The 25,629-nt window shown below is 64.5% G+C and carries 19 protein-coding genes; 7 read left to right on the forward strand and 12 right to left on the reverse strand.

The genetic code is table 11. The annotated features are described in order from the left end of the window. The first annotated feature begins 50 nt into the window (after positions 1 to 50). A complete protein-coding gene (locus Q2941_RS10625) occupies positions 51 to 1,076 on the forward strand; it encodes a S1C family serine protease (RefSeq protein WP_458192412.1) in 1,026 nt (341 codons plus the stop codon). Between the two features lie 133 nt (positions 1,077 to 1,209). Beyond that, on the forward strand, positions 1,210 to 2,934 hold the full coding sequence (locus tag Q2941_RS10630; protein WP_458192413.1) for an FAD-dependent oxidoreductase: 1,725 nt from the start codon (positions 1,210 to 1,212) through the stop codon (positions 2,932 to 2,934). Between the two features lie 246 nt (positions 2,935 to 3,180). Here Q2941_RS10630 and Q2941_RS10635 read toward each other — a convergent pair whose 3' ends face one another. Continuing rightward, positions 3,181 to 6,657, reverse strand: a complete 3,477-nt coding sequence (locus tag Q2941_RS10635) for an indolepyruvate ferredoxin oxidoreductase family protein (protein ID WP_458192414.1) — start codon at positions 6,655 to 6,657, stop codon at positions 3,181 to 3,183. A gap of 165 nt (positions 6,658 to 6,822) precedes the next feature. On the opposite strand from Q2941_RS10635, the gene Q2941_RS10640 reads away from it, so the two are divergent. The 5 genes from Q2941_RS10640 to Q2941_RS10660 all read left to right on the forward strand — a co-directional run bounded on the left by Q2941_RS10640 (position 6,823) and on the right by Q2941_RS10660 (position 12,971). After that, a complete protein-coding gene (locus Q2941_RS10640) occupies positions 6,823 to 7,776 on the forward strand; it encodes a hypothetical protein (protein WP_027526062.1) in 954 nt (317 codons plus the stop codon). A gap of 256 nt (positions 7,777 to 8,032) precedes the next feature. After that, complete coding sequence (locus Q2941_RS10645; RefSeq protein ID WP_458192415.1) at positions 8,033 to 8,731, forward strand: cysteine hydrolase family protein; 699 nt, start codon at positions 8,033 to 8,035, stop codon at positions 8,729 to 8,731. A gap of 9 nt (positions 8,732 to 8,740) precedes the next feature. Then, the gene (locus Q2941_RS10650) at positions 8,741 to 10,405 is read left to right on the forward strand and encodes a regulator (RefSeq protein WP_458192416.1); all 1,665 of its coding nucleotides are present in this window, start codon (positions 8,741 to 8,743) and stop codon (positions 10,403 to 10,405) included. 191 nt (positions 10,406 to 10,596) lie between these two features. Next, a complete protein-coding gene (locus Q2941_RS10655; protein ID WP_027526059.1) occupies positions 10,597 to 11,742 on the forward strand; it encodes a fructose-1,6-bisphosphatase in 1,146 nt (381 codons plus the stop codon). 50 nt (positions 11,743 to 11,792) lie between these two features. Further along, entirely contained in the window at positions 11,793 to 12,971 is a 1,179-nt protein-coding gene (locus Q2941_RS10660; RefSeq protein WP_458192417.1) for a 6-phosphofructokinase, read from the forward strand. 38 nt (positions 12,972 to 13,009) lie between these two features. Here Q2941_RS10660 and Q2941_RS10665 read toward each other — a convergent pair whose 3' ends face one another. From Q2941_RS10665 to Q2941_RS10715, 11 genes are all read right to left on the reverse strand, one after another. Continuing rightward, positions 13,010 to 14,941, reverse strand: a complete 1,932-nt coding sequence (locus tag Q2941_RS10665) for a S9 family peptidase (RefSeq protein WP_458192418.1) — start codon at positions 14,939 to 14,941, stop codon at positions 13,010 to 13,012. A 162-nt stretch (positions 14,942 to 15,103) separates the two neighbouring features. Further along, on the reverse strand, positions 15,104 to 16,849 hold the full coding sequence (locus Q2941_RS10670; RefSeq protein WP_458192419.1) for a tannase/feruloyl esterase family alpha/beta hydrolase: 1,746 nt from the start codon (positions 16,847 to 16,849) through the stop codon (positions 15,104 to 15,106). Positions 16,850 to 16,942: 93 nt separating this feature from the next. Beyond that, complete coding sequence (locus Q2941_RS10675) at positions 16,943 to 17,767, reverse strand: carbohydrate ABC transporter permease (RefSeq protein ID WP_027526056.1); 825 nt, start codon at positions 17,765 to 17,767, stop codon at positions 16,943 to 16,945. After that, positions 17,764 to 18,702, reverse strand: a complete 939-nt coding sequence (locus tag Q2941_RS10680) for a carbohydrate ABC transporter permease (protein ID WP_027526055.1) — start codon at positions 18,700 to 18,702, stop codon at positions 17,764 to 17,766. The genes Q2941_RS10675 and Q2941_RS10680 overlap by 4 nt, the downstream gene beginning before the upstream one ends. Then, the gene (locus Q2941_RS10685; RefSeq protein ID WP_458192420.1) at positions 18,699 to 20,024 is read right to left on the reverse strand and encodes an ABC transporter substrate-binding protein; all 1,326 of its coding nucleotides are present in this window, start codon (positions 20,022 to 20,024) and stop codon (positions 18,699 to 18,701) included. The genes Q2941_RS10680 and Q2941_RS10685 overlap by 4 nt, the downstream gene beginning before the upstream one ends. Positions 20,025 to 20,107: 83 nt before the next feature. Continuing rightward, on the reverse strand, positions 20,108 to 20,887 hold the full coding sequence (soxA, locus tag Q2941_RS10690; protein ID WP_458192421.1) for a sulfur oxidation c-type cytochrome SoxA: 780 nt from the start codon (positions 20,885 to 20,887) through the stop codon (positions 20,108 to 20,110). Continuing rightward, positions 20,884 to 21,204: a thiosulfate oxidation carrier complex protein SoxZ gene (gene soxZ, locus Q2941_RS10695; RefSeq protein WP_027526052.1), complete on the reverse strand. Its 321-nt coding sequence runs from the start codon at positions 21,202 to 21,204 to the stop codon at positions 20,884 to 20,886. The genes soxA and soxZ overlap by 4 nt, the downstream gene beginning before the upstream one ends. Continuing rightward, positions 21,204 to 21,662, reverse strand: coding sequence for a SoxY-related AACIE arm protein (locus Q2941_RS10700; RefSeq protein WP_458192422.1), 459 nt, complete (start codon positions 21,660 to 21,662; stop codon positions 21,204 to 21,206). The genes soxZ and Q2941_RS10700 overlap by 1 nt, the downstream gene beginning before the upstream one ends. Before the next feature lie 8 nt (positions 21,663 to 21,670). Continuing rightward, positions 21,671 to 22,111, reverse strand: coding sequence for a sulfur oxidation c-type cytochrome SoxX (soxX, locus tag Q2941_RS10705; protein WP_371932892.1), 441 nt, complete (start codon positions 22,109 to 22,111; stop codon positions 21,671 to 21,673). A 4-nt stretch (positions 22,112 to 22,115) separates the two neighbouring features. Further along, positions 22,116 to 23,393: an FCSD flavin-binding domain-containing protein gene (locus Q2941_RS10710; RefSeq protein ID WP_458192423.1), complete on the reverse strand. Its 1,278-nt coding sequence runs from the start codon at positions 23,391 to 23,393 to the stop codon at positions 22,116 to 22,118. A 47-nt stretch (positions 23,394 to 23,440) separates the two neighbouring features. Next, positions 23,441 to 25,627, reverse strand: coding sequence for a xanthine dehydrogenase family protein molybdopterin-binding subunit (locus Q2941_RS10715; RefSeq protein ID WP_458192424.1), 2,187 nt, complete (start codon positions 25,625 to 25,627; stop codon positions 23,441 to 23,443). Between the last annotated feature and the right edge of the window lie 2 nt (positions 25,628 to 25,629).

A 25,629-nucleotide genomic window follows, 5' to 3' on the forward strand; every position in this document is an offset into this window, starting at 1 on the left:
CTTGCATTATAAGTCTGAGGTAACCATCTGACGCGCGAAGGAAATTCGCCATGTTAGATTTTACCTCAGATCTCAGCGGTGGCGGCTTGTCACCGCGACCCGTCCCGTCCACCCCTGTCGACGACCAGCACCTGCTTGACGCCTATTCCAACGCCGTGATCGGCGTGACGGAGCGCGTCGGGCCGGCCGTGGTGCGCGTCGAGACCGGACCAAAGGTGCCGAACGGCCGCGAGCGCGGCGGGCTCGGCTCCGGCATCGTCATCTCGCCGGATGGACTGGTGCTCACCAACAGCCACGTCGTCGGCTCGTCCAAGGAGATCCGGCTGCGGGATATCGAAGGGAACGTCGGCGACGCCCGGGTGCTCGGCGTCGATCCGGACACTGATCTGGCGCTGCTCCGCGCCAACGGCGTCCGCGACCTCCGTTACGCCTCGCTCGGCAACTCCAAAGGCTTGCGGCGCGGCCAGCTCGTGATCGCGATTGGTAATCCCCTGGGCTTCGAGTCCACCGTCACCGCCGGCGTGGTCTCGGCGCTCGGACGCTCGATCCGCTCGGTGAGTGGCCGGACCATCGAGGACGTGATCCAGACCGACGCCGCGCTCAACCCCGGCAATTCCGGCGGGCCCCTGGTGTCGTCGAATTCCGAGGTGATCGGCATCAACACCGCGATCATCAGCGGCGCGCAAGGCATCTGTTTTGCGGTTGCGAGCAACACAGCGCAATTCGTGCTGTCGGAGATCATCCGCCACGGCTATGTCCGCCGCGCCTATATCGGCGTCGCCGGCCAGAGCGCGCCGATCCCGCGGCGCCATGCGGTGCTCGCCGGCGTCGAGAACAAGATGGGTGCGCTGCTGGCCCAGATCGAGCCGGACGGGCCGGCGGGGAAGGCGGGGCTGCTCCCCGGCGACGTCGTGATCAGGCTCGATGGCGTCGAGATCAACGGCGTCGACGATCTGATCCGCGTGCTCGACCGCGACCGGATCGGCCGGCGGCTCGCCATGGACGTGCTGCGCCTCGGCCGCCTGCGAGCCATCGACATTGATCCCGTCGAGCGGAAGCCAGCCCGGGGTACATGATCCGGACCCGGAGGGCCGCGTTAGCGCAAAGTGCGAAGCGGTTTTCCGGAAAGATCATGTGCAAAAAATAGAGCGCGCCGGTGGCCGGGGCGAGGTATGACGATCTCATGCTTTGCCCGGGAAATTCCGCCGCATGATGCCGGCGCACGAGACCTACGACGTCATTGTGATCGGTGCCGGCGCTGGTGGCATGACGGCGGCTGCCGTTGCTGCCGCCGAAGGGCTGCGCGTGCTGGTGATCGAGAAGACCGCGTTCATCGGCGGCACCACGGCGTGGTCAGGAGGCATGGTCTGGATTCCTGCCAACGGCAAGATGAAAGAGGCAGGGCTCTCCGACAGTGTCACCGATGCAGTCCAGTACCTCGCGAACACCGTGTCCGAGCCCGCCAATGCGGGCCTGCGCGCGGCGTTCCTCGCCCGCGGGCCGGAGGCGATCACCTATCTCGAAACGAACACCGAGGTGCGCCTTCAGCCGGTGAAAGCCTATCCCGACTACTATCCGGAGCGGCTGGGCGCCACCGCGGGCGGGCGCGTGCTGGAGCCGGTCGCATTCGACGGCACCAGGCTGGGCGCCGCTTTCGCCCGGCTGCGGCCGCCGCTGCCGGAATTCACGCTGCTCGGCGGGATGATGGTCAACCGGCTCGACATTCCGCATTTGCGCAAGATTGGAAAGTCGTTCGGCTCGACGCTGCGTTCGCTCCGGCTGATCTCGCAATATGCGCTGCAGCGGCTTCGCAGCCCGCGCGGCACCACGCTGCATCTCGGCAACGCGCTCGCGGCGCGACTCTACGCCTCGCTGCTGGCGCGGCAGGTCGAAATCCTCTTCAGCGCGGATGTCGAGGACCTCGTCGCCGAGCGTGGCCGTGTCAGCGGCGTGACCCTCCGTCATGGCTCACGCGGCCGCGCGATCTCGGCGCGCCGCGGCGTGGTGCTTGCGACCGGCGGCTTCTCGCACGATGCGCCCTTGCGCAAGCGCTTCTTTCCGACTGCCGCAGGATATGTCTCGGCGACCACGCCGGCCGGTACCGGCGATGGGCTCAAGCTTGCGATCGCAGGCGGAGCCGCGCTGAACACGGAGGCGACGAGCCCGGCCTATTGGGTGCCGGCCTCGCTGTTCCGCCGTGCCGACGGCAGCCGCGGTGTCTTTCCGCACACGGTCACCGACCGCGCCAAGCCGGGCGTGATCGCCGTCAACGCGGCGGGCCGGCGCTTCGTCAACGAGGCGCTGTCGTACCACGAGTTCGTGCTCGGCATGCTCTGCGACGGCAATGGCGAGCCTGATCGGCCCTTCTATCTGATCTGCGACCGCAACTTCCTGTGGACCTATGGCCTCGGCCGCATCAAGCCGTTCACCTGGAATTACCGCCGCTACGTCAGGAGCGGCGAGCTGATCGCGGCCGAAAGCATCGCGCGTCTCGCTGAGCGGATCGGCATCGCACCATCCTCGCTCGCCGCGACCATCGCCAATTACAACGCCCATGCGCGCGAGGGCCGTGATCCCGAGTTCGGCCGCGGTAGTACCATCTACCAGCGCCATCTCGGCGATATCGGCCACAAGCCCAACCCGTGCGTCGCACCGATCACACGCGCGCCGTTCTTCGCACTTCGCATCCATCCCGCCGATCTCGGCACCGCCATCGGCATGAAGGTCGACGCCCACGCCCGCGTGCTACGCGAGGACGGCACCCCGATCGCCGGCCTCTACGCCTGCGGCAACGACATGGGCTCGATCATGAACGGCAACTATCCGGGACCAGGGATCACGCTGGGGCCTGCGCTGACGTTCGGGTACATTGCCGGGCGGCATCTTGCGGAGGGGGTATCGGTTGCGCCGAATGCTGCAACGGCGTCGGCCTAGCCCTACTCTCCGCCGTCATGCCCCGCGAAGGCGGGGCATCCAGTATTCCAGAGGCGGCGAGATTCATTACAACTGCCGCGGCGTACTGGATCGCCCGGTCAAGCCGGGCGATGACAGTTGAGAGCGTGGCTCGCCCGTTCCACAATCTCGTCATTGCGAGCGCAGCGGAGCAATCCAGAATTTTTCCGCGGAGGCAGTCTGGATTGCTTCGCTTCGCGCGCAATGACGCGTGGAGACGCCTTGCTTCTACTCCGCAGCCGCCGCGAAGCGGCTGTTCTCGAGCTCCGCTTCCAGCCGTGCCTTCTCGGCTTCCGCCTGCTTGATATTGGCTTCCTTCACGTGCCCGAAGCCGCGGATTGTCTCTGGCACGCGCGCGAGGCGCGCCAGCGGGGGAATCTGTTCCGCCGTCAACTCCACGAACCGCTGGTCGACTATCGCAAGATAGTCCTCGACAAGCTTCCGCTCCGTCTTGCGCTCCGCGGTGCGGCCGAACGGGTCGAACGCGGTGCCGCGCAAAAACTTCAGCTTGGCCAGCACGCGGAAGGCGTGGATCGTCCAGCCGCCATATTCCCGCTTCTGCAAATGCCCGGTCACCTTGTCGCGGCGCGCGAAGATCGGTGGCGCTAGGTGGAATTTGAGCGTGAAGTCGCCGTCGAATTTTTCAGCGACCTTTTTGGCGAACCTGCCATCGGTGTAGAGCCGCGCAACCTCGTACTCGTCCTTGTAGGCCATCAGCTTGAACAGGTTCTTCGCCACTGCCTCGGCCAGTTCGGTGGAAGCGTGTGCGGCGGCCGTCTCCGCCTTGCGCACCTTGGCGACGGCGGCGACATAGCGGTCCGCATAGGCCTTGTCCTGATAATTGGCCAAAAACTCCGCGCGCGTCGCGATGATGTCGTCGAGCGACTTGGCCGGCGCGGACGCCCGGCTCTTGAACTGGAGCACGCTGCGCACCCGCGCGATGTCGTGCGCGGCCAGGCGCCCCCAGGTGAAGGCGAGCTTGTTCATCTCGACCGCGGCGCCGTTGATCTCAATGGCGCGCAGCAGCGCCTCCAGCGACAGCGGAATGGCGCCCTTCTGGAAGGCGAAGCCGAGCATGAAGGAATTGGTCGCGATGGAATCGCCCATCAGAGCGGCGGCAATGCCGGTGGCATCGACGATGTCGAGGTTCTTGTCGCCGACGGCATCGCGCAGCACGGTCTGCATCGCTCCCATCTCGAAATCGAGATCGGGATTTTGCACGAAGCTCGCGGTCGGTTGCAGGTCGGCGTTGATGAACGCCTTGGTCGCGCCGCGCTCGGCGCGGCTCAGCGCAGTGTGACCGGCCGAGACGATCATGTCGCAGCCGAGGATGACGTCGGCCCCGCCGGTGGTGATGCGTACCGCAGAGATGTCCTCCGGCCTCGGTGCGATGCGGACGTGGCTCATCACCGCGCCATTCTTCTGCGACAGGCCGGTGAAGTCGAGTGCGGAGCAGCCCTTGCCGTCGACATGGGCGGCCATGCCGAGCAGCGCGCCGATGGTGATGACGCCGGTGCCGCCGATGCCGGTGACGAGGATGTTGTAGGGCCCGTGCAGCTCGCGCGCGGGCGGCCGCGGCAGATCGGCGAACAACTGTCCGGAATCCACCGCCGAGGTCTTGATCCGCTTCAGCGTGCCACCGTGCACGGTGACGAAACTCGGGCAAAAGCCCTCGACGCAGGAATAGTCCTTGTTGCAGTTCGACTGGTCGATCTGCCGCTTGCGGCCGAACTCGGTCTCCAGCGGCTGCACCGAGACGCAGTTGGAGGCCTGAGAGCAGTCGCCACAGCCTTCGCAGACGAGCTCGTTGATGAAGGCGCGCTTTTGCGGATCGGGATAGAGCCCGCGTTTGCGGCGGCGACGCTTTTCAGCGGCGCAGGTCTGGTCGTAGATGATGACTGTGAGGCCCTTGATGTCGCGCAGTTCGCGCTGCACCTGGTCGAGCTCGCGGCGGTGATGGACGCTCGCGCCTTGCGGGAAGTAATTGCCCGCAGGGTATTTTGTTGGATCATCCGAGACGATCGCAAGCCGCTTGACGCCCTCCGCCCAGACCTGGTGCGCGATCTGCGCGACGTTGAATCTGCCCTCGGCGGGCTGGCCGCCGGTCATCGCCACCGCATCGTTGTAGAGGATCTTGTAGGTGATGTTGATGCCGGCAGCGGAAGCAGCGCGCAGCGCAAGCAGCCCCGAATGCGTGTAGGTGCCGTCACCGAGATTCTGGAAGATGTGCTGCTCGGTGGTGAAGGGCGATTGCCCGATCCAGTTCACGCCCTCGGCGCCCATATGCGAGATCAGGTCGGTGCGCCGGCTCGGCATGCTCAAGGCCATGCCGTGGCAGCCGATGCCTGCCATGGCGCGGCTGCCCTCGGGCACACGCGTCGAAGAGTTGTGCGGGCAGCCCGAGCAGAAGAACGGTGTGCGCGAAAGCTTGATCGACGCGTTGGCGGTGACGGGATTGTCGAAAGCTTCGAGCCGCGCCAGCCGCTGCTCGAGCAGGGGGCTTTGATGGCCGAGGCGGCGCAGCCGCGCGAGCAGCGCGGAGGCAACCATAGTCGGCGTCAGCTCACCTTCGCTCGGCAGCAGCGGCGCGCCGCTCTCGTTGCGCTTGCCTGCGATGGTCGGGCGCCTTGACGCATCGACGTTGTAGAGGATGCGCATCAACTGGTCCTCGATGAAGCCGCGCTTCTCCTCGACGACGAGCACGTCCTGAAGACCTTCGGCGAAGCGGCGCGCGCCGCTTTCCTCCAGCGGCCAGGTCATCGCGACCTTGTAGATGCGCAAGCCCAGATCCTGCGCGTCCTTGTCGGTAATGCCCAAGTCGGCGAGCGCCTGCCGCAGGTCGAGATAGGCCTTGCCGGTGGCGAGAATGCCGAGCCGCGCGGGCTTTGAATCCAGCACGATACGATCGAGCTGGTTGGCGCGGGCGAATGCCTTCACTGCCTCCATCTTGGGGCCGAACAGGCGCTTTTCCGCTTCCAGCGGCGGATCGGGCCAGCGGATGTTGAGGCCGTCGGGCGGCATCTCGAAATCGTCGGGCAGCTTGATCTGGATGCGGGCGGGATCGCTGTAGATGGAGGCCGAGCTCTCCACGGTCTCGCCGATCGCCTTGAAGCCGACCCAGCAGCCTGAGAAGCGCGACAGTGCAAACCCGTAGAGACCGAGGTCGAGATAGTCCTGCAAGGTCGCGGGATTGATCACGGGGATCAGTGCCGCGGCAAACACCTGCTCGCTCTGATGCGCCAGTGTCGAGGACTGGCAGCCGTGGTCGTCGCCGGCGAGCGCTAGCACGCCGCCATGGCGCGAGGTGCCGGCCGAGTTCGCATGCTTCAGCGCATCGACCGAGCGGTCGACGCCGGGGCCCTTGCCGTACCAGATGCCGAACACGCCATCGACCTTGGCGCCCGGGAACAGCCCGACCTGCTGGCTGCCCCACACCGCGGTCGCCGCCAGATCCTCGTTCAGGCCGGGGACGAAGGCGATGTCGTGCTTTGCGAGGTGCGATTTCGCGCGCCACAGCGCGTGGTCGTACATGCCGAGCGGTGAGCCGCGATAGCCCGAGATGAAACCGCCGGTGTTGAGGCCCGCCAGCCGGTCGCGTTCGCGCTGCAACATGGGAAGACGGACCAGGGCCTGCGTGCCGGACAGGTAGATCCGCTTCGATTCGAGCCGGTATTTGTCCTCCAGCTCGACATGCATCAGCGTCATCTCGTTCTTCCTTATTATTGTTCCGGCTGGGGGAATTAGACCGCGTGAGGGGATTTGCGGCTTTGCGAAGCGGATTGTTGCAGTCAAGGGCATGCGCCGGCGAAGTCAATATCGCTGGCCGCATCCGTGTCGCTCCTGCTAGTCATGGCTGCAAGGGAGGCCACCATGACGGCACAAGCGTTCGACACCGACATCACTGAAACCGACAGCGCCCTGATCGGACCATGGCGCCAGCCGCGCCAGATGTTGCAGGCGCAGGTCTATGATGCGCACGCGTCCATCCACGATGACGCGACCGCGCAAAAGCTCGGCTTCAAGGGCGGCACCATCGAGGGGCCGACGCATTTCAGCCAGTTTGCCCCGCTCGGCGCGCGGCTGTGGGGACGGGCCTGGTTCGAAACGGGGTGCCTCTCCGCACATTACCGCAACGCCTGCTTCGAAGGCGAGGAGGTGCAGGCGATCCTGTCGAAGCCGCTCCCCGGTACGAGCCAGTGCCAGATCCAGATGGTCAAGCGCGACGGCACGGAAGTGCTGCGCGGATCGGCCTCCATCGGCGATCCGCCGGTCGCCACCGCGCTCGAGGCGCGCCTCACTGAGCTCAAGCCGCTCGCCGATCCCGTCATCCTGCGCGACGTGAAGGTGGCGCAGACCAGCAAGCGTCAGACCGTGCGCATGGGCCTCGACCAGAACATGGGCGACCTCTATCCGTTCTCGCTGCGGCAGAAGCTCGCAGTCATCACCGAGAATTCGCCGTTCTATTCGAGCGGAGAGAATCCCTGGCGGAAAGCCATCATCCCGATGGAGATGCTCAGCGTGCTGTTCCAGTACCGCGCCAAGGACGACCCGCTCCCATCGAGGGGCCCGGCCGTCGGCCTGTTCGCAGATCAGGAGATCCGTCTGATCGAGGGTCCGCTCTTCGTCGACGAGGACTACGAGGTCGAGCGCGAAGTGGTCGCGCTCTCCGGCAGCCGCCGCACCGAAAGCGCCTGGGTGAAGACGCGCGTGTTCGACAAGGCCAACGAGATGGTCGCGACCATGCTGCTCAACATGGCGACGATCAAGGATTCGTACGCGCCGTATGAGGAGGAGTACCGGAAATTGTATGGGAGCGCGCGGTAGGCGCCATCCCCTCCGCTCGTCATTCCGCTTCGCGTCGCCCCGGAATGACGGCGTGGAGAGAGCTTCCCTGCCGCTCATCCTTTGAGCAGATGCCCGTCGCGAAGCCGTCGCACAGGGATTGAGCAGGCGTCGGCTTCCGGCATAACGCGCTGAAAGCGCAACGAAATCCTGTGTCCACCGCGCATCATCGCAATTGTACACAATGGCACAGCGCTTGCAGAACTGCTGGCGACGGGAGTTCTTGCGAGGGGTGTGCATGCTGAACCCAGCGAAGCCGACACTTGGCGTCATCGATGCCGAGCCCGAGCCGATCAAGCTCGACTGGTCGACCACGGCGCTCGTCATCATCGACATGCAGCGCGACTTCATGGAGCCTGGCGGCTTCGGCGAGACGCTCGGCAACGACGTCAGCCAGCTCGCCCGGGCAGTGAAGCCGATCGGCGCCGTGCTCAAGGCCGCACGCGATAGCGGTATGCTGGTCATCCACACGCGCGAAGGCCATCTGCCCGATCTTTCCGACGCGCCGCCTGCGAAGGTCGAGCGCGGCGCGCCGTCCTTGCGCATCGGCGATCCCGGTCCGATGGGCCGCATCCTGATCCGCGGCGAGGCCGGCCACGACATCATCCCCGAGCTCTATCCGCTCGACAGCGAGGTTGTGATCGACAAGCCTGGCAAGGGCGCGTTCTACGCGACCGAGCTCAGCGACGTGCTCGAGAAATACGGCATCGAGAATCTTCTGGTGTGCGGCGTCACGACGGAGGTCTGCGTCAACACCACCGTGCGCGAGGCCAATGACCGCGGCTATCGCTGCGTCGTCATCTCGGACGGCTGCGCATCCTACTTCCCCGAGTTCCACGAGATGGGCCTGAAGATGATCAAGGCCCAGGGCGGAATCTTCGGCTGGGTCGCAAGCTCAGCCGCAGTACTGGAGGCGTTGAAGACCACGACCATTTAGGGGATCACCATGAGCAATTTGACGGGGACGGCCGGCAAATCTGAGATCAACAAGTCCGAGTTCAAGCCGGCGCTATGGACATCGGGCGACTGGAACGCATTTTTCGGATTCGGCACCAACATCCTCGTCAACATGCTGGTGCTCACGGGCCTCTTGCGCTTCGTGCTGAAGATGCCGGACTCTCTCGTGTTCGGCCGAATCCTGCCCGCGCTCGGGTTGATGATGTGCCTGTCGACCTTCTACTACGCCTTCCTCGCCTACCGCCTGGCGCAGAAGACCGGCCGCAGCGACGTCTGCGCGCTGCCCTCGGGCGTCAGCGTGCCGCACATGTTCATCGTGACCTTCGTGATCATGCTGCCGATCACGATCAAGACCGGCGATCCGCTGAAGGGATGGTCGGCTGGCCTCGTCTGGGTGTTCTTCCAGAGTTTCATCCTGATGATCGGTGGCTTCATCGCGCCGTTCATCCGCAGGATCACGCCGCGCGCGGCGCTGCTCGGCACGCTCGCCGGCGTCTCCGTTACCTTTATCTCGATGCGTCCGGCGCTCGAGATGTACATGACGCCGCAGATTGGTCTCGTCTGCTTCGCCATCATCCTGGTGAGCTGGTTCGGCGGGGTGAAATATCCGCGCGGTATTCCGGCAGGCCTCATTGCCATCGCGGCCGGTATGGTCATCGCCTGGGGCTCGAACCTGTTTGGGCTTGGTCTTGGCGGATTGAGCCTGAAGGGCGTCGGCGATGCCTTCGCCAATTTCGGCTTCTCGGTGCCGGTCCCGGCGGTGAACTATGTGTTCTCCGGCTTCGAGTTCCTCGGCGTCATCCTGGTTACCGCCATCCCCTTCGGCATCTATGACCTCGTCGAGGCCATGGACAATGTCGAGAGCGCGGAAGCCGCCGGCGACGAATATCCGACCACGCGCGTTCTCACCGCCGACGGCGTCGTCAGCCTGATCGGCTGCCTGATGGGCAATCCCTTCATCAACGCGGTCTATATCGGCCATCCCGGCTGGAAGGCGATGGGCGGCCGGATCGGCTATTCCGCCGCGACCGGCGTGATGGTGGTGGTGCTGTCCTGGTTCGGCATCATCTCGGTGCTGCTGGCGCTCGTGCCGGTGGTCGCGATCTCGCCGATCCTGCTCTATATCGGCATGCTGATCGGCGCGCAGGCGTTCCAGACGACGCCGGTCAAGCACGCGCCGGCGATCGTGCTGGCGCTGACGCCGCATCTTGCGGCCTGGGCAAAACTCCAGATCGACACCATGCTGGCCTCAACCATGACGGCGGCGGCGACCGTCGGCGGCATGGCCGGCGACAAGGCTGATGCCGTCAAGGCGGCCGCAATTGCCGCGCTGCCACAGCAGGGCGTGTTCTATCATGGCCTCGAGGTGATGGGCGGCGGCTCGATCCTCGCCGGCCTGATCCTGGGCGCGATCACCGTCTTCATCATCGAGCGCGACTTCGAGAAGGCATCAGGCTTCGCGCTGGTCGGCGCCGTCCTGACCTATTTCGGCTTCATGCATGGCGAAGCTGTGGGCATTGGCGGCGGTTTCGGCGTCACGCCTGCGGTGGCGCTGTCCTACGCGGTCGTGGCGGCCGGATTGTATGCTCTTAGCCGGCGCACCAGTGAGCACTACGCCTCGCATCCGGAGATGTCCGCCGCGCCGGCGGAGTAACTTCGACCGAAACTTTGGTTGCGGCCGGGTGGTGTCAAGCTACCCGGCCGATTTCTCACGTCAAGTCAAGCGGCATCCGTGGAACCTAACGCAGCACGCGACGTTCTTTTTCGCGTATGAGCAGCGCCGTCGCCCCGGCGCAGCAAGCGCCGAGGCTGAGGCGCTAAGCTGTGCTGCTGGGAGGGATGCTCATGAGACTCACTCTTTCGGTCATCAAGGCTGACGTTGGCTCTGTCGGCGGGCATACGCAACCGTCTGGACCCATGATGGTCACTGTCATGGGCGAAGCCGCGAAGGCGGTCGACAAAGGTCTCCTGATCGACAGTTTCGTCTGCCATACCGGCGACGACATCGCGATCATCATGACGCACACAAGGGGTGAGGGGAGCGCCGCGGTCCATCAATTTGCATGGAATACGTTCCTCGCGGCGACGTCGGTCGCGAAAACCTCCGGGCTGTACGGCGCCGGCCAGGATCTTCTCGTCGACGCGCCTTCCGGAAACATTCGCGGCGCCGGACCGGCCGTCGCGGAGCTCAGCTTCGACCACAGCCTCTCGGGTTCAAGGCCCGCGGAGTCCTTCATGGTGTTCGCCGCCGACAAATGCGGCCCCGGCGCGTACAACCTGCCGCTCTACCTCGCCTTCGCCGATCCCATGTATTGCGCCGGGCTGATGCTGCCCCCGATGATCAAGGGTTTCCGTTTCCATGTCATCGACATGGACCACACGGCAGGCGACAGCATCATCGAACTCGACGCGCCGGCGGACGGCTACCACATTGCCGCGCTCCTTCGCGACAATGAGCGCTTTGGGATCGATCGCATCGTTTCTCGAACCTATGACGAGGTTGTCGTCGCTGTTTCGGCGCAGCGCCTTCACGCGATCGCAGGCAAGTACACCGGCAAGGACGATCCGGTCGCGATCGTCAGAAACCAGGGGATTTTCCCGGCGCCCGAAGAAATCGTCTCGCCGTTCGCCAAGGCGCATTTCGTCGGCGGCGATGCGCGAGGCTCGCACGTGATGCCGCTCATGCCGGTGCCGCTCAACACACCGGTGACCGGCATGTACTGCCTGCCGATCGTTTCGTGCGCCGGCTTTTCGATCGACAAGGACGGCCGATTCTCGGAGTCGCACACCGATTTCTTCGATAACCCGGCGTGGGACGAAGTCCGCAGGCGCGCCCAGAGCAAGGCCATCGAGATGCGCAGCCAGGGCTGGTCCGGTGCCGCGATGCTGCCCTATTCCGAGCTGGAGTATGGTGGCTTCCGCGATACCGTGTCCGGGCTGCTGAAGCGTTTTCGGCTGCGCGAGGAGCGCAAGCCGGAAGCGGCCGAGTAAGGAACGCTGCTCTGTGCATGATGGCGACATGCTAACGTTGGGAGGTCGGCTTGGCGAGAAAACGCATCGGCATTCTCACGGGTGGTGGCGACGTCTCCGGCCTCAACGCCGTCATCAAGAGCGTGACCTATCGCGGCAGCGAGAACGACATCGAGGTTGTCGGTCTCCGCCGAGGTTGGGAGGCTCTCACGCATCTCAACCTCGAAGACGCGGCCAGCAGGTCCCGCTACCTCATGCCGCTGGATCGTGAAAACACCCGCACCATCGATCGGCGCGGCGGCACGGTGCTGCACACGAGCCGCACCAATCCCTCAAAAATACAAGAGCTGCCCGATCATCTCGTTGGCAGCGATCTTCCGGCTTCCCCGAGTACCAAGGGAACCAAGACGTGGGACCTCACCGGCCAGGTGCTGGCGAACCTCTCCGGGCTCGGTATCGAACACCTGATCGCCATCGGCGGCGACGACACGCTCAGTTATGCGGCCAAGCTCAACGATCTCGGCGTCAAGATCATCGCCATCCCGAAGACGATGGACAACGACGTCCGCAACACCGAATACTGCATCGGCTTCTCGACTGCGATCACCCGCGCCAGCGATGCCATCCAGCGGCAGCGCACCACTGTCGGCTCGCACGAGCGAATTGGTATTTTTCGCGTCTTTGGCCGCGATGCCGGATTTACCGCGCTTTATACCGCGTACGCGACCTCGATACGGTGCGTCATCCCGGAGTACAGGATCAATCTTGACAAGCTGATCGCTTTGCTTCTCGAGGAGAAGCGCGCCAACCCGAGCAACTACGCGCTGATCGTGCTCAGCGAGGGCGCCGAGTGGGAAGGCTACAAGCCGCAGGAATATGGCGAGCCAGATCCTTACGGTCACCGCAAGAAGGCCAACGTGGCCGAAGCGCTCGCCGATGAGATCAAGCGGCGAGTCGGCGAGCAGACGATGACCTCCGACCTCACCTACGACCTGCGGTCGGGGGATCCGGACTTCATCGACAAGCTCGTAGCCCTAACCTTCGGCAACATGGCGTTCGATGCCATGCTGGAAGGCAAGACCGGCCTTATGTCGGCGCTGGTCGAAGGCCGCTACGACCTCGTGCCAATCCCTGACGTCAAGCTCGGGCCGCGCAAATTGGACGTCGCCAACACATACAACACGGAGCGCTACCGTCCCATCTACTCCAGCAAGCGCGGTCTGCCGATCTTTCTCAACCGCGCGTCATAGGGTGCCCAGCGCTTCTTCTGTACCTCCCGAGGTCGGTGTCAGGCGACGCCCAAATCCGTCAGAAGATCGGCGCCGGCCCGAACCTCGTGACTTGAGCCTTCAAAGTCCTCGCCGACGGGCTCGCAAGCGCCGCCGAGATGCCGTGCAAAGAACGCCTCGGCGATTGCGATGTGGGAGAGCTTATTGGGCGGCTTCTGGAATCCGTGTCCTTCGTCGGGATAGACGATGTAGGTCACCGGAATGTTCTTGGCCTGCATGGCGGCGACGATGGTGTCGCTCTCCGCGATCTTGCACCGGACGTCGTTGGCACCATGGAAGATCAGCATGGGCTTCCTGATGTTGTCGACCTTGTTGATCGGTGAGCGTTCGGCGAGCAGCTTGCGGCCTTCCTCGGTGCGCGGATCGCCGTAGCTGCGATACATGAACTCCGCGAAACCGGCCCAATAGGGCGGCATCGATTCCAGCAGCGTTTGCAGGTTGGAGACGCCGACCACCGGTACGGAGCAACAGAACACCTCTGGCGTGAAGGCCGCGCCGATGAAAGAGGCCAGTCCTCCGTAAGACAGGCCGAAGATCGCGACCTTGTCCTTTTGCGCGATCCCCTCGGCGGTCGCCCAATAGACCATGTCGATGAGATCGTCGTGCATCTTGCGCGCGTGCTCTTTCTCGCTCGCCGCGACGAACGCCTTGCCGAAGCCTGTCGATCCCCGATAGTTGACCGAGAGCACGGCATAGCCACGATCGGCCAGCCACTGGTGATCGCGGCGATAGCCGAAGATATCCCGAGCCCACGGCCCACCATGAACGATGAGGACCATCGGCAGCGGTCGAGGCGGGCGGTCACCCTCGATATCCGCCGGCAGGGTCAGGTAGGAAACAAGGGTGAATCCGTCGCGCGACTTGCCCTGTATGGCTTGCATTGGCGCCAGCCGGTATGGCTTCAGCTCGGGCCGCTCCGTAAATAGCTCTGTGATGGTCTGTCTGTCGCGGTCGAGGAGGTGATATGTGGCGGGCTGATCCGCCTTATGGCTCGTCACAATCCAACGGCGACCGTCATCACTTTGGCTTTCGACATAAAAGGCGTGACCTGGAAGCTGCTCCTTGATCAGATCGAGTTCGCTCGCAACGGCAGGCGCTAAAGCCGTCCATTCCGGCCGGCCGGGGTCGATGCAAACCGCCTCCGGTTCGAACGTTCGGGCATTGAATATGGCGCCCGTCACGTCGGCGCGGTCGCTTTTGAACAGGACGCGTTCTTCGCCGGTTGACCAGTTGATCCGCACCAGCGCGGATTTGTCGTGCTCCAGGCTCGAACTCATGTGAATGTGGTTGCCGGCGGAATCGAAGGTCCAGAGCCGCGTACTCGCATAAGCCTCGAACGGGACGTCGCGCCAATGCGTGGCCTTCCCGTCGTCGATGCGCCAGAGCCGCGTGCCTCCATCGGGCGCGTTGCTGCGGGCGTGGCGTGGCCTCAACTGCCAGTCGAGCCCGACGTAGTCGAACTCCTGGTGATTTTCCCAGACCAGAGAGCGCTCGCCGGTTAAGAGGTCGAGCAGGAAGACATCATGCCATCGCACGTCGCGGTCATTCAGACCGATCGCGATCTTGTCAGGGACGACGTGCGACCAGTAGGTCGGCAACGCGCGGACATTGGCGAAAGGCGTGAGATCCCTGAGCTCCTGAGTGTTGGGATCGACGACGAACAGGTGCAAATTCTCGTCGCCGTTCTCGTCGTTGAGGAACATGATGTGGCGGCCGTCCGGACTCCAATCCTGCCAGTTGATCGGTCTGCCCCTGGTGCGCGTGACGGGCTGGCCTGCTGCAATATTGTCGACCGGCGACACCCAGATGTTCAGAACGCCGTCGACAGGGGCGAGCCAGGACAGGAATTGACCATCCGGCGATAACTTGGCTCCGACATATGTCGGATTACCAAACAGTTTTCGGCGCGGGATCAGGGGACGGGGGGACATCTGGCGTCTCTTGTAGTTCGGGCGCGCGTCACATTATGTAGCGCTACATGCCGTAGCATACGCGCGTGCGAACTTTGCGTCAACGTCAGGTAGAGCACCGGCGGCGGTGTTACGAGCCTCGGCTTGAGAAGGCGCGGGCGGCCGATCGCCGCCCGCCGTTTGTCACGGCGTCGAGACCTTGCAAACGTAGCTTTCGGCCGCCGCCTTGTCGCCGCCGACATAGCGCGGGTAGTTCGGATAACGGCACATCGGCCGGGCTGCTTTCAGCGCGAACGGCAGCGCGGGGTCCTTCGACGTCTGGACCAGTGCGTCGGCCGGCGCGACGCCGTCGCTCGCCCAGCGGTCGAGCGGTTCGAGCAGATCGACCATGGTCGGGATCGCGGAACCGTCGAGCACGCTCGTGCCGTGTCCGGTATGCGTCGAGCCGGGCGAGACGTAGAGCCGTGCTGAAGCCTCGACCGTCGCCTGACCGAGCCGCGCCACGACGGACTGGAAATAGTTGATTCCGGCGAGCGGGCTTTGCGCGAGGTCTGCCATGTTCTCGCGCAGGATCAGCTTGCCGCCATGTGCGAAGAAAGCCGACAGGTCGGGATCGGTCGAGTCGAGGATCTTCGACACCTCCTCGACGCGGGACCGAAAGTCTTCGGGACGATAGGTGCGCGGGTCAAATTTCTCGTCGCGCGTCAGGAGGAAACGTACGGCATTGCTGCCATAGAGCCATTGCTGCGACACCGTGGCGACATCAAGTTGCTCCGTCGGCGCTGCCGTGCCCATCACCCAGCGCGTCATGGTCATCCGCTGCGGGTCCGGTGTGGTCTCGTTGCCGTAAAGCCATTGCGGATAGGTCGTGATGCCGTTCGCCATCGCAAGCGGGAATGGATGTGGTGCGTGCACGGTCTGAACCTCTGTTATCTGCGCGTCCGACAGGCAACCATCGCCTGTGTCCGCGCCTTCCGGGCAACGCAGCGCCTGCACGTTCACCTTCGACTGGCAGGCGAGATAGTTGCTGACGATGCCGTCACGCAAGCCGTCGAGCTCGTCACAGGCATTGGCGACGAATTTCGCAAGCGTCTCGCTCTTGGCCGGGTTGAGCCAGCCGCCCTTGAATTGCGGCAGGCCATTCAAGATGAAGGACTGGAACAACATGGAGAGCTGCACCACCGGTACCACGCTGACGATCCCGTCATAGTCGGCAGGGAAGCGCTGGGCCATCGTAAGACCCTCGCGGCCGCCCTCCGAGCCGCCGAAATAATAGATTTTGGCCGGCCGTCTCGAATAGAGCGTACCGATCAGCGCGACGGCGACATCGCGCACCTTCTTGTAGGAGGCATAGCCGTAATTGGTCAGCATTTCGTCGTTGAGGCCGAACTGGCCGATGCGATCGGGCGCAAAGCTCGCGGCTTGATGCCCGGAATCCGTGCCGAGCGTGGCATAGCCGCGGGTCAGCGGCAGCGCATCGTCGGGCGCCGCATCGCGCAGCGGCGCAAGGCCGCTCACCAGCGTGCCGTTGTAACCGCCGCCGCCATATTGCAGGAGCTTGCCGTTCCACGCGGCCGGCAGGTTGAGCTGAAAGTTGATCAGTTGCGCAGCCGGGTCGACCGGCGCGATGGTGCCCGTCACCTTGCAGAAGTCCGGCGTCGCGGGGGCCGCCGCCTTGGCCGGTGCTGCCGGCGTGAAGCCTGCCGACGTGACGGTGGCATCCCCGCTGGGCAGGCCGACCAGGCGAGCCGGGATCGTTCGTCCAGCGAGACTCGCACAGGCGCCTTGAAAGGCCTCATCCGCCGCCGATGATCGGCCGCTGGCGGACAACACGATCGCGCAGACGGCCAGGCTGGCTGCGGCTTTCGACACGCGGCGCATCGTGCGGCTTCGCTTGGTATGGTCGGCGTCGCCCGTGTTTGGTCCCATGGTCCCAATCTTTTCTTCTTCAGGATGATCGCTGCATGCGCAGCGGATCGTCTCATCGCTCGTTCGGCTTGGCCGGGTGACGACGAGGCGTGCTTATCCGCCCTTCACAGCTCCAGCCGTCAGGCCGGCGACGATCTGCCGCTGGGCAACCACCGTCAGCAGCAGCACCGGGAAGGTGACGATCAGCGCGGCGGCAGCGAGCGGTCCCCAGCTCAACTGATCGAACGAGATCATGTTGTAGACGGCGACCGGCAGGGTGCGCGTCTCGCGTCCGGCCAGCACGATGCCGAAGACGAAATTATTCCAGGAGAAGATTACGGCCAGGATGAAGGCGACCGCGATGCCGGGTTTCGCGATCGGAAGAGCGACGTGGCTGAAGACCTGCCAGCGCGTCGCGCCGTCGATCAGCGCTGCCTCTTCCAATTCCATCGGTGTGGTCTCGAAATAGCCGATCATGATCCAGATCACGATCGGCACCGTCACCACGAGATGGATGATGACCTGCGGCACCAGCGTGCCGAGCAGTCCGAGCCACTGGAACAGGATAAACAGCGGGATCAGGTAGGACAGGCCGGGCGTGATGCGGGCGATCAGGATCACGATCGCGGATTTGTGCGCGGCCATCCGCGCGATCCCGTAGCCGGCGGGAACGCCCACAATCAGCGCCAGCGCGGTCGCGCTGCCGGTCACGATCAGGCTGTTGAAGAAATAGGTCAGGAAGCGGTTGGAGGCGAGCACGTCGGTGTAGTTCTTCCAGGCGATATGCTCGGGGATGAACACCGGCGGGTAGGCGGCGTTGTCGACCTCGAACTTGAGCGATAGCGAGGCCATCCAGAGGAAGAACAGGATTGCCGGCGACACGATGACGAGCACCGAAAACCAGAGGCCGATTTGACCCAGGATCTGACGTGGAGTCATGCGCCCCTCGCGATTTCGGTCCACAGCATGCGCTGGCGCATGTAAAGCATCAGGGCAGCGAGTGCGACGATGAGGAGGAAGAACACCACGGCGATCGCCGAACCGTAGCCGAGGTCGTAATAGGTGAAGGCGACGCTGTAGAGATAGATGTTGATCGTCTCCGACGCCGAGCCCGGTCCTCCTTGCGTGATCGCGAAGATGATGTCGAAGCTTTTCACCGCGTCGATCATCCGGATCATGCCGGCGATGAACAGGAACGGCATGATCAGCGGCAGCGTGATGAAGCGGAACACCTGCCAGAGATTGGCGCCGTCGATCTGCGCGCTTTCGTAAGGCTCGGTCGGGATCGCGGCGAGGCCGCCGAGCACGATTAGCATGACCAGCGGCGTCCACTGCCAGGTCTCGACCAGCACCAGCGAGGGAATGACGGTTGCGGGATGAAACACCCAGAGCTGCGGTGGCAGGCCGACCAGCGACAACAGGTAATTCAGCACGCCGAGCTGCGGATGGAACATCATGGTCCAGACCAGCGCGATCGCCACCGGCGTTGCCATCATCGGCATGATGAAGATGCCGCGCAGGAAGCCGCGGCCGGGGAATTTCTGGTGAAACACCACGGCTGCGAGCGTGCCGAAGACCAGCGGCAGCACCACCGACAGTACGGTGTAGACCATGGTGTGGCCCACCGATTCGAGGAAGCGCGGATCGCTCGTCAGCCGCAGATAATTGGAAGGCCCGACGAACGTGGTCGGCGAGCCGACCTTCCATTCGTTCAGGCTCATCCAGATCGTGAACAGCCAAGGAAAGATGATGATCGCGAGCACGACGACCAGCGCCGGCACCACGAACGGCCAGTAGGACGGTGGCCGCAACTCCTTCTCCGGCGCGGCATCGGATTTTGCCGCGGCCGGAGTTGCTTGTGTCAACGCACTCACGCCTTTTCGCTACGCTCCAGGATCGGTCGGTATTGCTCGTGGGCCTTCTTCAACTCGGTCGCGGGATCGGCGCCGGCCAGGGTTGCGGTGATCGCGGCGCCGACGAGATCGCGGAATTCGGCGACCGGGATCACGACGGGCAGGCCGAGCTTGCTGATCTTGGCGGAATCGATCACCGATTGCAGCCACTCGGCCGGCATCTTCACGCCCTTCTGGACCTCGGGGTCGTTCAGGATCGAGTTGCGGAACGGCACGCCGCCGCCGGCCTGCAAAAGCCGCGCGCCTTCCGTCTTCGAGACCGCCCACTGGCAGAGCAGATAGGCCGCTTCCTTGTTCTTGCTCGCGGCGGCAATGCCGAGGCCGTCGCCGTAAGTGGCTGAATATTGGCCCTTCGGCCCGGCAGGCACGACGGTGTATCCGACCTTGCCGACGACGCGCGAGGCCGCCGGATCCTCCAGCGGTGGCGCCCAGCCGACGCCGTCGATCCACATCGCCGAACGGCCTTGCGAGAACGAGGCCATCGACTCCATCCAGTTGAAGCCGGCGACGCCGGGCGGAGCGACCTTCGTCAGGAGCGTCTGGTAGAGCTTCGTCGCCGCGATGGCTTCGGGGCCGTCAGTCAGGATGTTGCCCTTGGCATCGAGGAATTCACCGCCATAGTCGAGGAAGAAGTTGGTCCACAACGTCATGTTGGCGTTGCGCAGGCCGCGCCCGACGAAGCCGTAGGTGCCTTCCTTGGCATCGGTGAGCTTTTCTGCGGCCGCGACCATCTCGTCCAGCGTCTTGGGCACCGCAACGCCCTTCTTCTGGAACAGCTCCTTGTTGTAGTAGAGGATGAAATAGTCGACCGACCAGGGCAGCGACAGCATCTGGCCCTTGTCGTTCTTGGCGTATTGCAGGCCGGCGGCCGAAAAATCGCTCTCGACGAGATCGGGCGCGGTCAGCGTCGGATCCTTCATGAAGGGCGTGATGTCGGTGAGCCAGCCGGCTTTCTCGAACTGCCGCTTCTGCACGTGATAGCTGAGGTGGACGACATCGAAGCTCGGCCGGCCCGAGGTGAGCTCGATGACGCATTTCTGGCGCTGCTGCTGCTCGGGGATCTGCTCCGATTCCACCTGGATGCCGGTAAGGTCGGTGAACTCCTTGATGTTCTTTTGCAGGTTGTCGCCGCGCGGACCCTTGGCGAGGATCACCTCCAGCTTGGTCCCGGCATATTTCTTCCAATTGACCTCGGCATGCGCCGGGAATCCGGTCAGGCTGAGCGCGCCAGCCGCGGCGGTCCCCTTCAAAAGCGTGCGGCGCGAAATACGATGGTCAGCCACGTTTGTCCTCCCTGTGACTCGTTTCTTGGGAGGGATACTAGCGTCCGCGCCGCATCTGCCTAGTCCTAATATTTCTCTGCGGATTAAGGCCGCACGGCCGGGCTCTCCATGGGCATGCCGCGCGCCCGTGCCATCAGATAGAGCTCGAGCGCGACCAGTTCGGGCGCGCCGTAGCCAAAAGCCTGGGCGCGCACCCCGCTCATGCAGCTGCGCAGCCGGCGCTCCAGAGATCCCAGCGTCTGCCATTCCAGCCGATAGAGCGGATAACCGGTCGGCTGCCCCTGCGTGACTGGCGCGCCCGCCAGATGCTTGTCGTAGTTGTCGTCGTGGCAATTGGTGCAGGCGAGGTTGAGCTGGCCCTGCCGCTGCATGAACAGCGCGCGGCCCTGTTCGACGAACGGTTTGAGCTGTGGATCATCGCCGGCGGTGATCGCCACCCCTCGCGACTGGTGAGCGACGAATGCCGAGAGCGCGAGCAGGTCGCGGCTTTCGTGAGACAGGGGCGTTGCCTGCTGATGGTTGGCGCGGCAAAGATTGATGCGCTGGTCGAGCGTGACCGGGCGGCCCAGCGCCTTGTCGAAGGCGGGATAGCGCGCCGCGACGCCCTTCATGCTCTCGCGCGCATCGCCGTGGCAATCGGCGCACGCCCTGCCGGCGCTGCCGCTTCTTGTCTTCCACAGTGCTTCGCCGTCCAGCACGAACAGCATACCCGGATTGGACGTATCGTCGTCCTGCATCGCGCGCGTGTCCGGTCCCATGAAGGAATAGCCCGAACGGCGTGCGTCCTGTGGGATTTCGCCGGCGATCAGGGCAGGTGCGGCGACGAGCAGCATCGCCGCGATGATCGTGCGTGCAACGCTCATTCTACCGTGATCGATGCAGACGCGGTCGAGACAAAGCCGTTGTCGCCGATCCATTCGAACTCGAGCTTGCCGCTATCTTTTGCGACCGTAAAGAACGACAGATACGGGTTCGCGGCGATTGCGGGAAAGAGGTCGGCGCGAAAGATCTCGGTGCCGTTGTAGCGGCAGGTAAAGCTGGTGATGATGTCGCGCGGCACGAGCTCGCCGGCCGCCGTGCGGCGAAATCCGGTTTCCATGATATGCGAGGTCAGCGTCCGGATCTCGATGACATCGCCGCGCTTGGCTTTCGGCGGAACGTTGATGAGAGCGGAGGCCATCAGTTCACCTCTTCGGTGCAGGCGGCAAGTGTCACGACGACGTCGGCCGCGACCTGCCAGAAGGAATCGTCGGACAGGCGCGCGATCGCGACAACCTTCTGGCTGTCCGCGAGGCGGATGCGGGTCGAGACCTGCGCGCGCCCGGCCCAGGGGCCGAGATGGAAATTGCCGATATTCGGCTGCGGGTTCTTCTCGTTGAAGACGTGGATGCTCTTGACGTAGTCGGCCGCGGTCATCGGGCTCGCGACGCTGACTGTCATCGGCACGGTGTTGCCGTTCTCGACCAGTGGCGGAATGTCGAGCCTGACCTTGCCGGTGCGCAGTTGCGCCTCGCCGACGACATTGCGGATCGCCGTGCCGAGCATCGCGGGTGTCGCCTCGATCGGGCGGATCGTGACGATGGGAATAGTCCCGGCGGCGACCGTGAGGTGCAAAAACTGTCGACGTGTGCTTGGCATTCCCCGTCCTAGTCCCGAAGCGTTGCAAGATAGGCCACGATGTCCTCGATCTGGCTCGGGCTCAGGATCGGCTTGCCGGCAAGGTTGCGGCCGACGCGAACGAGCCCGTCGTTACGATAGTATGACGGCATGATGGTCTCTCGGTTGAACCGCGATGCGTCCACCAATCGCAGCCGCAACTGACTTGTCGACCACCTGTTCCCGGCGCCCGTGAGGTCCGGCGCGAGATCGCCCTGGAACCGCGTCTCCGGAAACGGCCCGGAATGGCAGAGGATGCAGGTCGTGCTGCGATCGAGCACCAACGCGCGCCCGCGCGCCGTATCGCCGGGCGCGCCGGTGAGCGACTCCGGGATGCCATCGCCGACAATGTTGTAGGACACCAGCGCCTGTGCCCGCGTGCCGTCGGTAAGTGCAAGGCTTGCCGCGATCAGTGCGGCGATATGGATCATCGGCCTAGCCAAAGGTCGCCGCCGTGATGGTTTGAAACCAGCGCTCGGCTTCCGCAGCTTCGCGGGCGCGTCGTTCTGGCGGTGCGTCGAGCGGACTGGTGGTGCCGCCCTCGACCTCGGCGAAGATGTCTCCTTTCGGCTGGTAGTTGCCGGCGAGCGAAAAGCCGTAAGCGGGGGCGACCGTGTTGTAGCAGACGCCGGTCAGCCGTGGCGTTTCCGTCGTCCGGCCAGCGACGAGGTTGACGATCGCATCCGCGCAGGCCCATCCTTGCGCGCTCGCGGCCGAGGCCGATTTCGGAATGCCGCCGCCGAGGCAGGCATCGCCGATGACGTGGATGTTGGGCACGAGCCTGGATTCGAAGGTCATGGGATCGATCGGGCACCAGCCGGTGGTATCGGCCACCCCGGCAATCGCGGCGATGCGCCCGGCGCGTTGCGGCGGAATGACGTTGGCGACTTGCGCCGTGTAATTGCCGAACTCGGTGATGACAGTGTTGCTCGCGGGATCGACGGAGGTGACGCGGCCGCCCTGCGACAGCGATACGCGCTCGATCATGCCGCCGTAAAGCTCCGTCCACGCCTTCTCGAATAGTCTTTGTTGCGTGAAATTGTCCTTGGCGTCCAGGATCAGCACTTTTGAGCGCGGCTTCTTCTTCTTGAGATAATGTGCGATCAGGCTGGCGCGCTCGTAAGGCGCCGGCGGGCAGCGCGAGGGGTTGGCCGGCACCGCGATCGTGACGAGGCCGCCATCCTCCATGGCCTCCAACTGCCTGCGCAGCAGCATGGTTTGCTCGCCGGCCTTCCAGGCATGCGGCATCTTTTGGCTTGCGGCTTCGTCATAGCCGGGCAGGCCGTCGAAATGGAAATCGACGCCGGGCGAGAGCACGAGACGGTCGTAGGGAAGGGATGAGCCGTCGGCCAGCGTGACGCGGCGAGCTTGCGGATCGACCACGGTTGCGGCCTGAGCGACGACGGTTACGCCGTCGGACGCGATCTTCTCATAGCCGAACTGCTGCGCTTCGATCTCGCGCAGGCCCGCGATCACCTCGTTGCTGAACGGGCACGCGGTGAAGGTCCTGTTCGGCTCGACCAGCGTGACCTGCAAGTTCGCTTCGCTCCGTTTCAGCGCGCGGGCGCAGGCCGCCCCGCCAAAGCCGCCGCCGATCACGACGACGCGGGCTGAGCCTTGCGCGCGCACGATCGCGGGCAGGGCCAGCGGTGCGGCCGCGATGCCGAGGACGGCCTTTCGCCGTGTCACGGAGCGCGTGGTCATGAGCATCATCCGGAAGATGCTGCGGCGGCCCGTGGGCCGCCGCAGCTGCACCTTGGTTAAGCGAAGGAGATGTTCTGGTCGCGCAGCGGCACCGATCGGATGCGTTTTCCCGTCGCTGCGAAATAGGCGTTGAGCACCGCAGGTGCGGCAACCCCGATGGTCGGCTCGCCGACACCGCCCCAGAACCCGCCGCTCGGCACCATCACCGCTTCCACCTTCGGCATCTCGTTGATGCGCATCGAGTTGTAGGTGTCGAAGTTGCTCTGCTCGATGCGTCCGTCCTTCACGGTGCAGCCGCCATAGAAGAGCGCGCTGAGGCCAAAGACGAAGGAGCCCGCGATCTGGCGTTCCACCTGCGCCGGATTGACGACGTAGCCGGGATCGGTGGAGGCCACGATTCGATGCACCTTGATCTTGCTGCCGTCGGTCACCGAGATTTCGGCGGCGCCGGCAACATAGCTGCCATAGCCCATGACCTGCGCGATGCCGCGATAGACGCCCTGCGGCGCCGGCTCGCTCCAGCCGATCTTCTCGGCCACGGCATTGAGCACAGCCAGATGCTTGGGGTGATTGCCCATCAGCTTGCGGCGGAATTCGAGCGGGTCCTGGCCTGCGGCATGGGCCAGCTCATCCATGAAGCATTCCATGTAGATCGCGTTGTGATTGACGTTGACGCCGCGCCAGAATCCGGGCGGAACGTGCGGGTTGCGCATCGTATGCTCGATCAGGAGGTTCGGCACGGAGTAGCCGAACGCGGCTTCGCCGGACTGGGCGACGCCCTGGAACGCGGCCGGATCCATGCCGTTTTGCAGCGCCTCGGGGCGCAGCGAGAACAGGATCGACTGCCCAGAGAGGCGGTAGTGCAGCGCGACCAGATTGTTGTCGGCATCGAACGCGCCGGTCATCTTGCACTGGGTGATCGGGTGATACCTGCCGTGCGCCATGTCCTCTTCGCGCGACCACAACAGCTTGATCGGCGTGCCCGGCATCTGCCTGGCGATTGCGACCGCCTGGCGGACATAGTCGGTCTGGCCGCGCCGACCGAAGCCGCCGCCGAGCATCAGCTTGTGCACGTCGCACTTCTCTGCCGGCAGGCCCGAGGCTTCCAGCACCGCCGCGAAGGCGGCCTCGCCGTTCTGCGTGCCGCACCAGACCTCGCATTTGTCCGCCGTGTAGAGCGCGGTGGCGTTCATCGGCTCCATGGTGGCGTGGTTCTGGTAGGGATAGTTGTAGACCGCCTCGATCTTCTTGGCGGCGCCGGCAATCGCCGCTTTGGCGTCGCCGTTCTTGTTGCCGACATAGGCCGGCTGCTCGTTGTCGAGGCCCTCGGCCAGCCACTTCGCAATCGACTCGCTGGAGACCTTCGCGTTGTCGCCCTCGTCCCAGACGATCGGCAGCGCTTCTAGCGCGGTCTTGGCGTGCCACCAGGTATCGGCGACGACCGCGACCGCGCTATCGCCGACCCTGACGACCTTCTTGACGCCTTTCATGCCTGCGATCTTGGCCTCGTCAAAGCTCTTCACCTTGCCGCCGAACACCGGGCAATCCTTGATCGCGGCATTCAGCATGCCCGGCAGCTTGACGTCGATGCCGTAGGTCATCGCGCCGGTGGTCTTGTCGGCGGTGTCGAGCCGGCTCACACCTTTGCCTGCGATGGTCCAGCCCTTGGGATCCTTCAGCTTGACCTCGGCGGGCGGCGTCAGCTTCGCGGCGGCCTCCGCGACCTTGCCGTAAGTCGTGGTCCGGCCCGACGGCGTGTGGGTGATGACGCTCTTGGCGGCCGTGCATTCGGACGCCGGCACTTTCCATTCATTGGCCGCAGCCTGGATCAGCATCATGCGCGCGGTGGCGCCGCCCTTGCGGACATAGTCTTGCGAGGAGCGGATGCCGCGGCTGCCGCCGGTCGAGAAGTCGCCCCAGACGCGCTTGCGGGCGACGCTCTGGCCGGGTGTCGGATATTCGGTCGTCACCTTCGACCAGTCGCATTCGAGCTCCTCGGCGACGAGCTGCGCAAGGCCGGTGAGTGAGCCCTGGCCCATCTCGGAGCGGGCGATGCGGATCACCACGGTGTCGTCGGGCCGCACCACGACCCAAGCGTTGACTTCGGGCGAGCCGTCGGCGGCGCGGACCACGGCCGGTCCGCCGAAGGGGATGTCGAGGCCGAGAGCAAGGCCGGCGCTGACTGCGGCGGTGCCGATGACGAAGGCACGGCGATTCATTGCGGGCGAAACGTACTTGTTCATGG

Source organism: Bradyrhizobium sp. UFLA05-153 (genome assembly GCF_054185185.1).

What these genes read in the sequence shown, in the direction of transcription:
- soxX (WP_371932892.1), bottom strand. Translation starts at nt 22,111, where the DNA reads ATGATCCATATCGCCGCACTGATCGCGGCAAGCCTTGCACTTACCGAC.
- Q2941_RS10650 (WP_458192416.1), top strand. Translation starts at nt 8,741, where the DNA reads ATGAGCAATTTGACGGGGACGGCCGGCAAATCTGAGATCAACAAGTCC.
- Q2941_RS10715 (WP_458192424.1), bottom strand. Translation starts at nt 25,627, where the DNA reads ATGAACAAGTACGTTTCGCCCGCAATGAATCGCCGTGCCTTCGTCATC.
- Q2941_RS10655 (WP_027526059.1), top strand. Translation starts at nt 10,597, where the DNA reads ATGAGACTCACTCTTTCGGTCATCAAGGCTGACGTTGGCTCTGTCGGC.
- Q2941_RS10675 (WP_027526056.1), bottom strand. Translation starts at nt 17,767, where the DNA reads ATGACTCCACGTCAGATCCTGGGTCAAATCGGCCTCTGGTTTTCGGTG.
- Q2941_RS10710 (WP_458192423.1), bottom strand. Translation starts at nt 23,393, where the DNA reads ATGATGCTCATGACCACGCGCTCCGTGACACGGCGAAAGGCCGTCCTC.
- Q2941_RS10640 (WP_027526062.1), top strand. Translation starts at nt 6,823, where the DNA reads ATGACGGCACAAGCGTTCGACACCGACATCACTGAAACCGACAGCGCC.
- soxA (WP_458192421.1), bottom strand. Translation starts at nt 20,887, where the DNA reads ATGAGCGTTGCACGCACGATCATCGCGGCGATGCTGCTCGTCGCCGCA.
- Q2941_RS10630 (WP_458192413.1), top strand. Translation starts at nt 1,210, where the DNA reads ATGATGCCGGCGCACGAGACCTACGACGTCATTGTGATCGGTGCCGGC.
- soxZ (WP_027526052.1), bottom strand. Translation starts at nt 21,204, where the DNA reads ATGGCCTCCGCTCTCATCAACGTTCCGCCGAAAGCCAAGCGCGGCGAT.
- Q2941_RS10645 (WP_458192415.1), top strand. Translation starts at nt 8,033, where the DNA reads ATGCTGAACCCAGCGAAGCCGACACTTGGCGTCATCGATGCCGAGCCC.
- Q2941_RS10635 (WP_458192414.1), bottom strand. Translation starts at nt 6,657, where the DNA reads ATGACGCTGATGCATGTCGAGCTGGAGGACAAATACCGGCTCGAATCG.
- Q2941_RS10700 (WP_458192422.1), bottom strand. Translation starts at nt 21,662, where the DNA reads ATGCCAAGCACACGTCGACAGTTTTTGCACCTCACGGTCGCCGCCGGG.
- Q2941_RS10625 (WP_458192412.1), top strand. Translation starts at nt 51, where the DNA reads ATGTTAGATTTTACCTCAGATCTCAGCGGTGGCGGCTTGTCACCGCGA.
- Q2941_RS10670 (WP_458192419.1), bottom strand. Translation starts at nt 16,849, where the DNA reads ATGGGACCAAACACGGGCGACGCCGACCATACCAAGCGAAGCCGCACG.
- Q2941_RS10665 (WP_458192418.1), bottom strand. Translation starts at nt 14,941, where the DNA reads ATGTCCCCCCGTCCCCTGATCCCGCGCCGAAAACTGTTTGGTAATCCG.